Source organism: Methyloprofundus sedimenti (assembly GCF_002072955.1).
GTDB lineage: Bacteria > Pseudomonadota > Gammaproteobacteria > Methylococcales > Methylomonadaceae > Methyloprofundus > Methyloprofundus sedimenti.
In genome coordinates this window covers 289,984-305,346 of the sequence record NZ_LPUF01000003.1, presented here as the reverse complement: position 1 = coordinate 305,346, position 15,363 = coordinate 289,984, and the positions used below count along the sequence as shown (strand labels likewise).

The 15,363-nt window shown below is 41.3% G+C and carries 13 protein-coding genes; 1 reads left to right on the top strand and 12 read right to left on the bottom strand.

Annotation, left to right across the window (positions count from 1 at the left end):
* Positions 1-109 precede the first annotated feature (109 nt).
* The 6 genes from AU255_RS16280 to AU255_RS16255 all read right to left on the bottom strand — a co-directional run bounded on the left by AU255_RS16280 (position 110) and on the right by AU255_RS16255 (position 8,879).
* Complete coding sequence (locus AU255_RS16280) at positions 110-1,825, bottom strand: NAD-dependent malic enzyme (protein ID WP_080523966.1); 1,716 nt, start codon at positions 1,823-1,825, stop codon at positions 110-112.
* A gap of 127 nt (positions 1,826-1,952) precedes the next feature.
* Positions 1,953-3,533, bottom strand: coding sequence for an FMN-binding glutamate synthase family protein (locus AU255_RS16275; RefSeq protein ID WP_080523965.1), 1,581 nt, complete (start codon positions 3,531-3,533; stop codon positions 1,953-1,955).
* A gap of 105 nt (positions 3,534-3,638) precedes the next feature.
* Positions 3,639-4,529, bottom strand: coding sequence for a cytochrome c oxidase subunit 3 (locus tag AU255_RS16270; RefSeq protein WP_080523964.1), 891 nt, complete (start codon positions 4,527-4,529; stop codon positions 3,639-3,641).
* Complete coding sequence (gene ctaD / locus AU255_RS16265; protein WP_408606496.1) at positions 4,529-6,103, bottom strand: cytochrome c oxidase subunit I; 1,575 nt, start codon at positions 6,101-6,103, stop codon at positions 4,529-4,531. The genes AU255_RS16270 and ctaD overlap by 1 nt, the downstream gene beginning before the upstream one ends.
* Positions 6,104-6,145: 42 nt before the next feature.
* The gene (coxB, locus tag AU255_RS16260) at positions 6,146-7,213 is read right to left on the bottom strand and encodes a cytochrome c oxidase subunit II (RefSeq protein WP_143736001.1); all 1,068 of its coding nucleotides are present in this window, start codon (positions 7,211-7,213) and stop codon (positions 6,146-6,148) included.
* 76 nt (positions 7,214-7,289) lie between these two features.
* Positions 7,290-8,879, bottom strand: a complete 1,590-nt coding sequence (locus AU255_RS16255; RefSeq protein ID WP_080523961.1) for a c-type cytochrome — start codon at positions 8,877-8,879, stop codon at positions 7,290-7,292.
* Between the two features lie 381 nt (positions 8,880-9,260).
* Here AU255_RS16255 and AU255_RS20180 point away from each other — a divergent pair, with 381 nt between their 5' ends.
* Positions 9,261-9,407, top strand: coding sequence for a hypothetical protein (locus AU255_RS20180; protein WP_158083156.1), 147 nt, complete (start codon positions 9,261-9,263; stop codon positions 9,405-9,407).
* Positions 9,408-9,701: 294 nt separating this feature from the next.
* Here AU255_RS20180 and yfbR read toward each other — a convergent pair whose 3' ends face one another.
* From yfbR to AU255_RS16235, 6 genes are read right to left on the bottom strand one after another with little or no spacing between them, the layout of a single operon-like run.
* Complete coding sequence (gene yfbR / locus AU255_RS16250; RefSeq protein ID WP_080523960.1) at positions 9,702-10,286, bottom strand: 5'-deoxynucleotidase; 585 nt, start codon at positions 10,284-10,286, stop codon at positions 9,702-9,704.
* Positions 10,287-10,304: 18 nt separating this feature from the next.
* Complete coding sequence (locus AU255_RS20485) at positions 10,305-11,165, bottom strand: cytidine/deoxycytidylate deaminase family protein (protein WP_198942668.1); 861 nt, start codon at positions 11,163-11,165, stop codon at positions 10,305-10,307.
* A 25-nt stretch (positions 11,166-11,190) separates the two neighbouring features.
* Complete coding sequence (locus AU255_RS20480; protein WP_198942667.1) at positions 11,191-12,039, bottom strand: nucleoside/nucleotide kinase family protein; 849 nt, start codon at positions 12,037-12,039, stop codon at positions 11,191-11,193.
* A gap of 22 nt (positions 12,040-12,061) precedes the next feature.
* Positions 12,062-13,714, bottom strand: coding sequence for a restriction endonuclease subunit S (locus tag AU255_RS16240; protein WP_080523959.1), 1,653 nt, complete (start codon positions 13,712-13,714; stop codon positions 12,062-12,064).
* Positions 13,707-13,877 (bottom strand): hypothetical protein, encoded by a 171-nt coding sequence (locus AU255_RS20175; RefSeq protein WP_233144710.1) that lies wholly within the window; start codon positions 13,875-13,877, stop codon positions 13,707-13,709. The genes AU255_RS16240 and AU255_RS20175 overlap by 8 nt, the downstream gene beginning before the upstream one ends.
* Positions 13,878-13,882: 5 nt before the next feature.
* Positions 13,883-15,352, bottom strand: coding sequence for a type I restriction-modification system subunit M (locus AU255_RS16235; protein ID WP_080523958.1), 1,470 nt, complete (start codon positions 15,350-15,352; stop codon positions 13,883-13,885).
* Positions 15,353-15,363: the final 11 nt, after the last annotated feature.

Genomic DNA, 15,363 nt, shown 5'->3' with positions numbered 1-15,363 from the left:
TTTAGCTCCTGATATGTGATAGTTATTCAGACTGGAATAACAGGCGTTGAGTATCAAGCCTTATGTTAATCTTGTCCTGAAATGGCATTCATGGCCTAGGTTCAGATAATTATAATTGATGCTTAATGGGATGATAATTAGGTTCCCAGAAAGTCTCATTAATTTTATCCTGTAATATTTCAATGGATGTCTTAGACGCAACACCGTCGCTCTGAGCTTGCAAACCGACTGCAAGTGCAATATTCTTGCTCACCTTACGGATATCCTCTAGAGGAGGAAGCAAACCGGATTCGGAAGAGCCGGTATCGTTTTCCGCACTTTCACTAAGCGCAATGGCGGCAGCCATTAACATGCCATCAGTTACTCGGCTGGCTTCGGAAGCAAGTATACCCAGGCCTATCCCAGGAAAGATATAACTGTTATTGCATTGAGCTATGGGGTAATTTTGCCCCTTATAATTGACCGGTGAGAATGGACTTCCGGTAGCTATCAATGCCTTGCCGTCGGACCATTTTATCACATCAGCAGGTTCTGCTTCGATACGTGCAGTAGGATTAGATAAAGGAAAAATGATCGGTGTTGCAGTACCGCGAGTCATTTCACGGATAATTTCTTCTGTAAAAAGCCCTGGTTGTCCTGAGACGCCAATCAAAATAGCTGGGCGTGCCTGTTTTATCACCTCTAACAAACTGATGCTTTGAGAGCTGTCTGCTGACCAGTTTGCTACCCGGGTATAAGATTGTGCCAGGCGCTGTTGAAACGGGAATTTTGCTTCCATGCCATCATGCACCAGGCCGTGACGGTCAACCATGAATATATGCCGGCGCGCATCTGCTTCTGTTAGCCCTAGCATCACCATAGCAGCAATAATTTGTTCGGCTATGCCGCAACCTGCAGAACCTGCTCCGAGAAAAACAACATTTTGCTCACATAGACTGACATTGGCAGCTTTAACCGCTGCTAGTAAGGTGCCAACCGTCACTGCTGCCGTGCCTTGTATATCATCATTGAAGGTACATAGTTGATCGCGATATTTCTCCAGTAAAGGTGTTGCATGGATCAGAGCAAAATCCTCAAATTGTAATACCACTTGCGGCCATTTGCGTATTACGGCCTGTACAAATAAATCCAGAAATTCGTAATATTGTTCACCATTTATGCGCGAATGACGCCAGCCTATGTATAAGGGGTCTTTGATGCGTTCTTCATTATTGGTGCCCACATCCAGGGTAATAGGTAGAGTCGTTGCCGGATCTATGCCTCCGCATACGCTATAAAGAGAAAGTTTGCCAATTGGAATTCCCATTCCACCCGCTCCCTGATCGCCTAAGCCGAGAATGCGCTCACCATCAGTTACTACAATGACGCGAATATTTTTGCCGATAGCATTGTCTAAAATAGTCTCAATATATTGACGTTCGGGATAACTGATAAAAAGCCCTCTGGAACGCCGGTAGATTTCACTAAATTTTTGACAGGCTTCACCGACTACAGGTGTATAGATAATGGGCATCATTTCTGTCAGGTGGTCATGCACCATGCGGTAAAAAAGTATTTCATTATTATCCTGAAGAGCACGCAAATAAATATGTTTTTCCAGTTCAGTTTCAAACATGGAAAATGCTTCGTAGGCGCGTAGAGCCTGATCATCGAGACTCTCAATATGTGGGGGTAATAAGCCGAGCAAGCCCAATTCAATGCGTTCTTCTTCACTAAATGCGGTGCCTTTATTTAGTAATGGATTTTCCAGTATGGCATTGCCCGATAATGACGTGGGGGCCAATATATCTAGCTGTGTTTTTGCTGTATTAAATTCTTCGGTCATAGGTGCTCTCCATTCAAATCGTTGTTCAGTGTGCGGAGTAAAAAATTTTACTGGTACTTAATAATCTTGCCAAGGGCATCATTACGATAAATTGGTAGAATACTGTTATATCGGTTGTGTGGAATTATTAAAAATACTCCGGTGATGCTTTTTGCCAATCGGCAAAATATGTTTTTGGAACATCATTTGACAGTAATTGACCTGGCTGCAATGGTGTGTAGATTTCATCAAAGTGCAATAAGCCTTGATCAAAACGGCGGTAAATATCTGATGGACGAAGCATATCAGGATGTTCATAGCCAATAGCTCCGCATAGCTGCAAAAACGAAGAGACGGTTTGATCCTGGAAATTAGCCACTCGTACATGTTTGTTTTCGACATTCACTGCTTTTCCCCGGTTTGGATTTTGGGTGGCAATGCCGGTTGGACATTTGTTGGTATTGCAGGCTTGTGATTGAACACATCCCAACGCCAGCATCATGGTCCGCGCAGCATTAACAGTATCGGCACCCAGAGCAACTTTTGCCAGCAGGTCAAACCCTGATGCAGTTTTTCCTGAAGCAATAATCCGTATCTGGTCTTTAATATTGAGCCCAATCAGAACCTGATTCACATAATAAATCGCTTCCAGGCACGGAGTACCTAGACGGTTGGAGAATTCTAACGGAGCTGCACCTGTTCCACCTTCTGCTCCATCAATAGTAATAAAATCCGGGAAAATTTGAGATTCAAGCATCGCTTTGCAAATTGAGAGAAATTCACTTTTCTTGCCCAGGCACAATTTAAAGCCAACAGGCTTGCCACCACTTAGCTCACGTAGTTGTTGAACAAATTGCAGTAAACCTTTAGGTGTACTGAAAGCGCTGTGTGCAGGGGGAGAGACAACATCCTTTCCTGCCTCAACCAGACGGATTTTGGCAATTTCCTTGCTTACTTTAGCGGCAGGTAATATACCACCATGAGAAGGTTTAGCTCCTTGTGATAGTTTGATTTCTATCATTTTTACAACGTCAAGAGATGCACGCTCCTGAAAGGCATCGGCATTAAAACTCCCATCCTGATTACGACAACCAAAATACCCGGTACCAATTTGCCAGATAATATCTCCACCAAATTTTAAATGATAGGGACTAAGACCTCCTTCCCCAGTATTATGGGCAAACCCGCCTATTTTGGCGCCTTTATTCAAAGCTAATATGGCATTTGCACTTAAGGCCCCAAAGCTCATTGCTGAGATATTTAATCGAGAAGCACTATATGGCTGAGTACATTGCGTACCACCGAATAATACTCTAGTATCCTGTTTAGCAATTTCTTTTGGATTCAGAGAATGCTCTGCAGATAGATAACCATCTTCCAGAATATCCACCTCGGTTCCAAAGGGTAAAGTATCAGGAAATAATCGGGCGCGTCGATAAACCAGGTTCCTTTGTTCACGGTTAAAGGGTCTTTCTTCTATATTATTGGCAATAAAATACTGGTGAATTTCGGGGCGTATATATTCAAGAATATAACGCAGATAACAAACCACAGGGTAATTACGGCGTAAGTTGCTGCGGCTAAAGTATATATCGTAGCCCCCGATAATTGCCCATAGCAGGCAAAATCCGGTCAGATAATAGGCATCTGGATAATTTGTCGCCAGAGTAATGCTGGCAGGAACCCCGAGCAGGGTGATCAGCCAATATACTTTTACCATAAAGGTCATAGTTGGTCCTGTGATTTCAGTGAACATTCATAGTAGGGCGTGGCTTTAGCCCGCCAAAGTCTGTTTGCGGGCTAAAGCCACGCCCTACGTGCTTTTATTTCAGTTTTAAATCCAGTAAAAAAATATAAATAACATGAGCCAGACGACATCAACAAAGTGCCAGTACCAGGCGGTCGCACTGAAGGCAAAATGATTCTCTGGAGAAAAATCTCCCTGAATACTGCGTATCAACATAACGATTAACATCGTCGAGCCGATGGTAACATGCGCGCCATGAAACCCGGTTAAAAGAAAAAACAGGCTACCGTAGCTACCTGCATTGAGCGTTAGACCATGCTGTTGATAAGCAGCATAATATTCCGAAGCCTGGCAGCCGAGAAAAGTTGCTCCCAGCAGTATGGTAAAAAACAGTCCGCCGATTAATACAGCTCGCCTTTTCAGGCATAGGCCCCAATGAGCAATGGTTAAGGTGACACCACTGGATAATAGCAATAAAGTATTCAGCGCCGGGATTCCCCAGATATTGCCTACTGAATTAGCGCCGAGAAATTGTCTGTTATCTGGATTATGTAATAAAGGCCAGCCCCCAGAAAAATCCGGCCATAATAAGATATGTGTCAATGGGCGAATAGCCCCACTTAATTCAGGCACACTGAACACCCGGGTATAAAAAAGCGCGCCAAAGAAACTAGCAAAAAAAAGAACTTCAGAAAAAATGAACCAGGTCATTCCCCAGCGAAACGAATAACCCACTTGCGTATTATAGTTTGACGCTTTATTCTCGCGTATGACATTAGTAAACCAGGCACACATTGCTCCCAGAATACAGAGTAAGCCAAGATATAGCAGGTAGGGGCCAAACCAGCGATCATGTAACCAATTCGCGGCACCAATAAAGAAAAGAATAATACTTGCACATAAAGATACCGGCCAGACAGAAGGTCCCGGTATGAAATATTGGCTATTACGGCTATGTTTTATTGGCTGTACGTTCATTACTTAATGTCCGGAGGCGTCTGAAAACTATGGTGCGGAGGTGGTGATGACAGCGTCCACTCCAATCCATCAGCTCCATCCCATACCTGAGCAGTCGTGCGCGGTCCTCTTTTTATAGTGCGCACCACATTATAAAGAAATATAAGCTGGGAGAATCCGAAGATAAAGGCTCCTACTGTCACAATCATATTGAAATTAGTAAATTGCAGCGCATAATCAGGTATTCTTCTGGGCATACCCGCCAGACCAAGAAAATGCATGGGAAAAAAAGTTAGATTGGTCGCAAAAACCATCAGCCAGAAATGCCATTGACCTAAAGTTTCGCTGTACATCCTGCCACACCATTTAGGTAGCCAGTAATAGATACCGGCAATATAGGCAAATACGGCACCAGGTACCAGCACATAATGGAAATGGCCAACAATAAAATAACTGTCTTGATACTGAAAATCACTCGGTGCAATCGACATCATGATGCCGGTAAAACCTCCGAAGGTAAACATCACAATAAACCCGACGGCAAATAACATCGGTGTTTCGAAAGTTATTGAACCCTGATACATGGTCGCTAGCCAATTAAATATTTTTATGCCGGTTGGAATTGCAATTAACATGGTGGCATACATAAAATAAATTTCTGCTGCCAGAGGCAAACCACTGGTAAACATATGGTGTGCCCAAACCGTAAGGGATAAAAACGCAATGGCAAGGGTCGCGACAACCATACGGTTATAACCAAACAACTTTTTACGACTAAAGGTAGGGATAACCTGGCTGATAACGCCAAATGCCGGCAAAATCAGTACGTAGACTTCCGGATGCCCGAAGAACCAGAATAAATGCTGGAACAACAAAGGATCTCCACCACCGGCTGAATTAAAAAAGCTGGTGCCAAAATTTCGGTCTGCCAGCATCATGGTTACTGCACCTGCCAGCACAGGCATAATAGTCAGCAAGAGGAAGGCGGTGACTAACCATGTCCATACAAACATCGGCAGTTTCATCCAGGTCATACCTGGCGCGCGCATATTAATGATAGTGGCAATGATGTTGATTGATCCCAGGATTGATGAAATCCCCAGCATATGCACAGAAAAAATCAGAAAATCAGTGCTAGGTGGGCCAAAACTAGTGGAAAGGGGTACATACATAGTCCAGCCAAAATTAGGACCACCGCCATCCATGAAAATAGTGCTACCGAGCAGTAAAATAGCAAACACCAGTATCCAGAAACTCATATTATTAAGCCGCGGAAGTGCCATATCCGGAGCACCGATCATCATGGGTATTTGCCAGTTTGCCAGGCCAACAGCCACGGGCATAATCACCGTCAGGAGCATGATTAGACCATGCATTGTGACCAGCACATTATAAAAATTTGGACTGACCAGTTGTAAGCCCGGAATGAACAGTTCTGCACGCAAGATCAGGGCCATTGCTCCACCAACAAAAAACATCACAAAACTAAGACAAAGATATAATGTACCAATATCTTTATGGTTAGTGGTAAATACCCAGTGCTTTAGAAAGCCGGTCAAGCCCCCGCAAGTTTTTTCTGCGGCTTGTTCAGTCATTGAATCTGGTTGCATATTCATGGTTGTGTTGCTCTAATCCGGTTATTTTGATCGGCGCATCTGCACTTGTTCAGGTGTTATAAGATCACCGGTATCATGATCCCAGGCATTGCGTTCGTATGTAATGATAGCTGCAATTTCAGCGTTACTGAGTTGCCCTGCAAATGCAGGCATGGCACTGCCGGGAACGCCTTGTAGTACCAGGTCTATATGCCGACTGATGGGTTTACCTACTACCACAGAGCTGGTAGTTAATGCTGGAAACAGCGGCGGGATTCCACTGCCATCTTCCTGATGACACGCTGCGCAATAATGCATATAGTGCTCTCTTCCTTTACGCATTTCTGTATCCATTTTCCATTTGACGGTCTCCTCAGGGTGAGGTGGTTTATTCTGCTGTGCAAGCCACTGAGTAAACTCTTGTTCCGTAACCGCTTTAACGACGATAGGCATAAATGCATGATCGACTCCGCATAGCTCAGCACACTGGCCCCGATAAATTCCCAGTTCAAGAATTTTCGCCCAGGATTCATGTATATAACCAGGAATCGCGTCACGTTTTACCCCTAGTTCCGGGACCCACCAGGAATGAATAACATCATCTGACGTTACCAAAAAACGCACTTTCTGATGAACAGGTAAAACGAGAGGTTTATCGACCTCCAGTAAATACCATTCTCCCTTTTTGGCATGTCCATGAATCTGCTCTGTTGGCGTAGACAACCTGCTGTAGAATTCAATGTCTTTATCCAGATAGGCATAGTGCCATTGCCATTGCGATCCAGTAATTTTGATAGTGATATCAGCATTAGATTCATCTTCCATATCTATTAGAACCAGGGTTGAAGGGATAGCCATGGCGACCAGAATGAGAAAAGGAGTGACTGTCCAGATATTTTCCAGGGTACTGTTATTATCGAAATCAGTCGGTTTTGCGCCGCGCGAGCGCCGGTAACGAAACAGAATGAAAATCAGAAAGGAATATACTATCAAGCCGATACCCGCACAAATTGCCATGGTGAGCATATGCAAGTCATAGATATCCCGACTTACAGGAGTCACGCCTTTGGGTAGGTTGATGCTCCATTCGGCCATAGCAGATATCGGCATGCTAATTCCGAAGGCAGTCAGACACTGTTTCAAATATGAGAGATACGATTTTTCAGGGTTCATTTTATTGATACTCTCACCACAATGTATAGTTATTTTGTTTCTGGCTTTGCTGTACCAGATATTTCACCGCTGCAATAATTTCTGTGTCAGTACAATGAGAACATCCTCCTTTGACTGGCATATTGGCTTTACCCTGCAGTGTATTTAAAATTAGCACATCCATATTTTTTTTAATTCGCGCCTGCCATTGCTGCTCATCACCGATTTTCGGTGCTCCCAATTGCCCCTGGTCATGACAGACGCTACAGTTGTTGCGGTAAACCTGCTTACCCAGAGTAAAGCTAGTCGTTGCAACTCGAGGTAAGGGCAATGGATTTTGCAACTCGATCCACTGCGAATGCAATAGTGATTGATACAGAATGTAATCTACCCCGGCCTTTACATCAGCATCATTGCAGGTAACACACGCGCCTTTTACCGGCATTTTATTGAAACCGTTAATCGCATGACTATACAAACCGGATAAGCCCTTGTCAGAACTTGCAAGGCGTTGTTCCCAGTTGGCTTGATCACCTATTCTGGGCGCCCCTGCCTCACCCTTTAAATGGCAGATGACACATACATTGGCATAAACCTGTTCGCCGCGTTTTAATCGAGGTTGATCCTCAAGTCGCTGTGGCAGATTACGTGGCTGCTTGCTGACGACACTTTTTAAATATTCAGCAATTGCGAGGCTGTCGTCATCGGTTAAATATTGTAAGCTGTCATGATTGGCATCAGCCATCGGTCCTCTGACAGGGCCTGCAGCATTAATCAACTGGCTCTTGCGAAACACATTAGCCACTTGATACCTGCGTGCACTACTTAATCCCAAGCCAGTGATATCCGGCGCCCAGTATCCTTCGATCAACGAGCCAGTAAGAAAATATTTTTTTTCTTCTGCGCCCATTACATTCATTGGCGTATGGCACATGGTGCAATGCCCCAGACCATTAACTAGATAGGCTCCACGGTTCCATGCCTCAGATTTGTCCGGGTCGCTGTTAAAAACTCCCTGGTCAGGATAAAAGTAGAGACTCTTCCAGACAGTTTGCCAGATTCGCCAATCAATTATAGCAGGTAGTGTATTGCCTTTATTTCCCAGGCTAACGGCAGGGATAACCTGCAAATAGGCCCAGATGTCCTTTAAATCTTGTGGCTTGATACGATTGAAATAAACATAGGGAAATGCGGGAAAGGAATTGGAACCATTCGGGCGTATACCCTGGTGCATGACCTGTATGAAATCCTGCTCACTCCAGTTGCCAATCCCGGTTGTTTTATCGGGTGTAATATTGGGCGTAAAAAAGGTACCAAAAGGAGTGTCGATAGGCAAACCGCCAGAAAACGGATATGTTCCTGCCTTAGGATTACTATGGCAAGCAATACAATCACCGATTTTTACCAGATATTCTCCACGCTTTACCGCTGCTGCATTCGGTAACTGCTCATAAAGGATTTTTGGGTAATCTGGATAAATGCCGAGAATTTTTGTATTTGAAGAGATCGGGTGCCAGGCATGCGCTGAAGGGGTAAACACAAGAGTCCAAAGCACTATCAGCAAATAAAAAGCTTTGCTGGTCGTTGTTGTACAAAACCGAATTAGATTAGGATTGTTAGGCATGAACTATTTTTTTCTTTTAAGATTATTATCTGCGAATCTGTCCGGTATGAAATCAGTTAGAACTTAAAAGCACTCAACTCGAAGTCACTTGTGTAAATTCCAAATCAGGCAGTGACTAACAACTAAATAGTTACCGGCTTAGGTTTCAATAAATTGTCATATTTTTCAATGTACCATTTAATTAAAGCGAACTTCAAGTTATTGAGCAAATACTTTTCTTACGCCCTTGCAAAGCTTAATGTAGGATGAGCAAAAATGATTTTGTCGGGCAGGGCTGGATAAGTGTATATTTGCACGTAATAAAGTTTGGTTATTATATTCTAAACAGCGCACAGTTTGTTTGTATTTAGTCTGATTGATTCAAAGTAAGGAGCAGCTAATATGGTCAAGAATGTAAGTGAAACAATACTCGATAACCTCGCAGATGCGAGTGTAGCAGATATTTTTGGGGTCACTGGCGATGTTTTAAACACCTTGCTGGAAAGCAATCCGCACAGATCCGCGTTTCCGCTGGATAAGACGGCATGAAGAAAATGCGGCCTAGGCCGCTGATATTGCTTCAGCTAGACAGCAGGCCATAGACTCCAAATTACTGTTTATCATTGATGCGATAGTCAGCCCGGATGAATTGACGATGCTACTTAATGTAGCCGATTGAATCGGCTGACCAAACCATCAATGACTTGTTAGCATTGGCTAATAGCTTATAACCATAACAGGATTTACCGTGCTTTTTTGTCCAGGTTGCATCGCTTGTCATTTATAGGTCATAAAAAAGCCAATATACGAAACGTAATAAATTCATCCTTATTGCATTTAATATTACTTAAATAATTCATCCAACGTTAATTCATAGCTTGATGAAAATGTGTCTAAAAAATACTTAACCTCTGGCAAGGCAATAGCTTTTAATTTAGCCTCAATATCTTTTTCAGCAATAGAAAATTCCTGGTTTCCAGCAGCCACTTCCATTTTACATTTAAGGTAGGCAGAAATAGTATCTGCGGCTTTAATAATAATTTTATGGTCTTTAGGTAACTCTTCCTCGATCATTGATGTTCTGTAATCATCTTTAAGGCCTTCAGGAAGTAAGTTTAATAATTCATACTCCGCTTTCTTTTCAATGGTTTTATAAGCCCTGGTTATTTCAAGCGAGTGGTATTTGATGGGAGAAGGCATATCACCTGTAAGGACTTCGCTACAGTCGTGATACAGCGCCGCAACAACTATGGCATTTACATCAAGATTGCCGTCAAAATAACGATTTTTTATCAAGGCTAAAGCATGAGAAATAACCGAGACTTCCCAGCTATGTTCCATGACATTCTCAGCAACCGCATTACGCTTTAATCCCCAGCGTTGCAGCCAACGAATTTTACTGATGTATGCGAAAAAGTGACTCTTCATGAGTATTATCCTGATCGATTAAAGAAAATATTCCAACTCATCTTTATAAGGAAGTGTAGGCTCGTATAGCTGATGATAACCTTTTCCTACAGCACCTCTAAATTGAATTAATATAGGTGGATTTAATCCAATAGATAAAATATGATTGATAGCAATACCAGGATATGGATCAATGTAAATAATTTCTTTTATGCCTAATTGATAAGCTTTTTTTGCACATAATTCACAAGGGCTGGCAGTAGTAAACAGCTTACCGCCTTCAATAGCTTGTCCACCATATTTTACTATTTGTAAAAATGCATTTTCTTCAGCATGAAGTGATCGCGTATGAACTTGGTTTTTCTCATCAGGTTCAATAGCATTTTTTAAGTCCTTAAAGCAGTAGGCAGGATTCCGCCCCCCTAAATCTTCACTTTTTATTAGAATTTTTTTAAATTTCTTTTCAGCTTGGGCTCTAAGTTTCTCATCATTCCTCTCGTATTCACTATATATAACGGGATCAAAATCATTAAGTAAACCATCTACAGAACGAAGTGAACAGGGTACTTGACCTTGTGGAACATCATTCCAGCCAATTGCTTTCACTGAATAATTTGAATCGGTAATGACAGCACCTACTTGTCGTGAAATACAACCTGAGTTTGTCTTTGCGGTATATGCAAACTGCATAACCCTTTCTAGCGGTGTTGGCGAAATTAAACCAGGGTGTAGCATTAAAGAGAAATACCATGCAAGCTGTGATTTCAATACATTGTGATTAGTGATTTCATTTCTTGGGTTAAATAAATGTATATCTGATATTTCAATACACCTTTTTACATTCTGACCAATAAATTCTTTATGCTTAAGAGGTTCCTTACCACTCTCCTTCCAATCCATTTCTTCAATCTGATCAGCAGTGAACTTATGTGTTTTTTAAATACTCATTTTTGTCTTTAGTAGTAGCATTAATTGAAACAAGATAAAAAGCTGAATATCGATCTTTAAAAAACTGGGCTTCATAAGGATTCCTAATGGCATCAATTACAATGAAAGCTTTATTTTTCTTAAAAGCCCTAATGATTTTAACAATTCTATTAATTGTTTCTGGTAAATGAAATACCTTTTTGGGAGAGAATTCAAGGGTGTCATAATTAGTGTCTACGCGGCCTAACTTTCTTATTGATACTCCAGCCGCTTGATAAGTAGATATATATAAATCATTGCATAGGGATCTAAGGTCATCTTTAAATTCTTTTGTAAATGTTTTTATTGCCTTAAAGTATGAAATGCAATGCTCCAACTGATCTTTATTTGGATTTTCTTTTTTCTCATGATTTAAAAGATAATCACGACAAAAAGTAAACTCTTCAGTTATCTTATTTTGATTAAAAATTCCTGTTTCCAGTTTTTCCCGTATTTTCTCCTCAGTAATACTGTTGTCACTCCCCTTATATGAGCGCCATATAAACTCCAGTATTTCTTCTGAATTTAAGGTGAGAAGATATACAGAAATAAGATCGCTAACTTTAATTGAGTAAAATTTATTCCAATTGTTTTCAGCATAGCTTTTTACAATGTCATATCGTTTTTGACTCAATCCACTATAAAAATTAATGCCATTGTATGTTGCATCTTTATATTCAGGAAATTGAGGTGGGTCTGATTCCAATATGTTTGCAGCAGTAGTGCAACCTGAGCCTGTTCTACCTGTTAACCCTATTAATACAAACTGGCTTCTTTCAAGAAAGAGGTTAGAAATTTGATTATCCATAGTTGTCTCTTATTTTTTATTTTTACGCTACCAAAGATTGTACTGTCGCCTGCATTAATTTTTCAGCATCACTATAAGATTGGGTGAGTTGTTGTTCAAGTTGATCGCATAGGTTCATTAGTTGATCGACTTTGACTACTATGCGTTTTTGTTCAGCTTCAGGTGGTATTGGAATAGGCATATTCCTTAGTCCAGTTAATGGAACTGTTTTCTGTGCAATACCAGTAGCTATATTAGATGCATAATCAAAAGCATACTTTGAACGAAGAACTAAATTTATGTATTGGTCTGGTGTCGATTTAGATGATTTTAAAATTGCAACGTGCCGCTGGACACAAAAATCATACGAAACATCAATCATAATAGGAATCCCATAAGAGCCTGTAACAGTATATAGAATATCTTTTTTGGTTGGCTTTCGGCTCCAATTTAATTTTTCATAATATTCATTTGGTACAAACCTACAATTTTCTCTGTTAATTTTGCCTTGGTTTAAATTTCCAATAACTAAAAAAGGAATGCCAGTATTTGCTTTGGGTGGAGCTTGATGATCACCATCGGTAACAACAGCCATAATTTCATGTAGTCGAGTCCATTCCCATGATGCTGGTAAATCAAAACTCTGTTCAGAAAGGTCTATGGGAATAAGTGGCTTACCATTTTTGATTAAACCGTTATCAACAAGCTTATCTTTTTCGAGAGCAATTTTATTTAATAAGGTTAATGCTGTGTCATCATTTTTGTCTTGAGAAACTAACTTTCCCATTAGTGCTAATGTAGTTATTACCTGTCTCAATGCCTTAACATTCTCCAATCCCACCAAATGTTTTTTCTTGCGGCCTTCGCCATCAGGCATGGGGAGGGTGCAGCCGTAGAGGGTGTTGAAGTGTTGGGCGATACGTTTCCAGTTTTGCTCGAAGCTGGCTTTTGTCTCGCTGACTGAAACGGTTGCCGATGTTTTTTGGCTTTTTGTCGTTTGTTGTGGCTCAGGGTTTAACAGTGCATTGATGGCAGCGGTATTGGCACGCAAAACATTATTGGCTTGTTGCTGTTGTTGGACTTCTAATTTGTCGCAGAGAGCCATTAATTCATCGACTTTAGCGACGATGCGTTTTTGTTCTTCTAGGGGAGGAAGTGGAATTGGGATAGAGCGTAATTGTCCTAGCGAAACAAATGATTGCACAGCACCTGAAGCTTCTTCTTTCATCCAAACAGCTGCTAATTTTAAAAACAACAGTAAAAACTCTGGAACACTTTGACTTCGATCATAATATTTGAAAAGACCTACATTCTTTACGCTAAAGATTGGATCAATATCGATAATTACAGGGTTTCCAATACTACCGATCATTGCAAATAAAATATCATCCTTATCAACTTTTGAACGTTCAGAAATTTTTGCATGGTCTTCGTCTGATATGTACTTAACATTTGTTAAATCTAACTTCCCAGAATAAATATTCTTACTGGTAACTAAAGGAAGTCCGTTATCTTGATATTTAGGACTATCGTGAGTACCATCTCGAATATCATAAATATCTGATGCTCTAGCCCATACCCAATTGTCAGGTATTAAAAAACGTTTCTCATCTTCATCGATTTCACCTGAATATTTAGCGCGTTTGAGAATTTTGGACTTTATTAACATCTCTTTTTTTGTAATCAAATCATCCAAAAGAGAAGTGGAGTTTTAGGCTATTCTCAACAAGTTTGCCCATTACAGCAAGTTGAAGCACCATTTCTTTAATTTTTTCAATTCCACCAGGCGCACTAGCAAAAACAGGAAACTGATCAATAAATCCCGCCAAATTCCCCGCCTCTGGCACTAGCTTATCCATCTCCATTATTGCTGGGCCTCAGTCAATGCTTTTTCCAGTTCCGCTTTTAGCTGATCTAAAGTATTGGCTATTTTACCTTGCAGGTTTTGGTAATCTGCCAACAGCTCATCAGGATCACCATGATCAATGTCAATTTGATGTGGGTTTTTAACATCAAGGTTGTAATTGCTGGATTTAATCTCCTCGATAGAAACTTTCCACGCTTGCTCGTTTTCTACACGGTCTTTACGCTGTTCACCACCCCACCATTGTTTACAGCTATCAAACTCGGCCAGTTTCATCGGCTTGGTTTTGTTATAGGCTTTTACCCCTGTTGCTAATTGTTGTTCGTAATACCAGGTTTCTTGGGTGGGTGAGCCTTTTTCAAAAAACAGGATATTGGTTTTTATGCTGGTATAAGGCGCAAAGACTGAATTAGGTAGGCGGACAATGGTATGCAGGTTACATTCATCCAGTAGTTTTTCTTTAATTTTGGTTTTTACGCCTTCACCAAATAAAGTGCCATCGGGTAATACTATGGCGGCCCTGCCATTGGCTTCTAAAATATGTACAATCAATTGCAGAAATAAATCAGCGGTTTCGCGAGTGCGGGTCGCGGCAGGGAAATTCAATTCGATGCCATCTTCTTCCATGCCACCAAATGGTGGATTAGCAACTACGACCTTTACTCGATCTCTTGGCCCCCAGTCACGCAGAGGTCGTGCTAAGGTGTTATCGTGCAAGATTTGGCTGGGCACTTCGATACCATGCAGCAACATATTAGTTGTACACAGCAAATGCGGTAATTGTTTTTTCTCTACCCCATAAATCTGCTTTTGTAATATTTGATTGTCTTCGGGGGTATTAACACTGCCCGATTCTTTAATATGATCCATAGTACAGGCTAAAAAACCGCCTGTGCCACAAGCAGGGTCCATGACTTTTTCGCCTAACTTGGGATTAATCACATCCACCATAAAACGAGTGACGGCTCTTGGCGTGTAAAACTCACCTGAATTTCCTGAGGATTGCAGGTCTTTTAGAATGGTTTCATAAATATCGCCAAAGGTATGGCGTTCACTGGAGGAGTTAAAATCTATTTCATCAACTTTATTCACGACCTGGCGCAGTAGTGTGCCGTTTTTCATGTAGTTAAAGGCATCACTAAAGGCTTCTTTAGCGACAAAACCACGCGCATTGCTAGTCGGTGTGGCATGTAGGTTTTTTATACCAGGAAATAATTTTCCATTGATAAAGTCGAGCATACCATCGCCAGTTATGCCTTCTCTATTACTTGCCCAGTTGCGCCAAAGTAACGCTTCTGGAATGGGTGACTCGTAGTTGTCATCCATCATTTCTAGCTCTTCTTCCTGTGCATCAAAGATTTTCAGGAATAATAGCCAGGCCATTTGGCCTATGCGCTGGGCATCGCCATCGACACCTGCATCTTTACGCATAATGTCCTGGATGGATTTTACGATATTGGAAATTGACATATTTTGTTTTG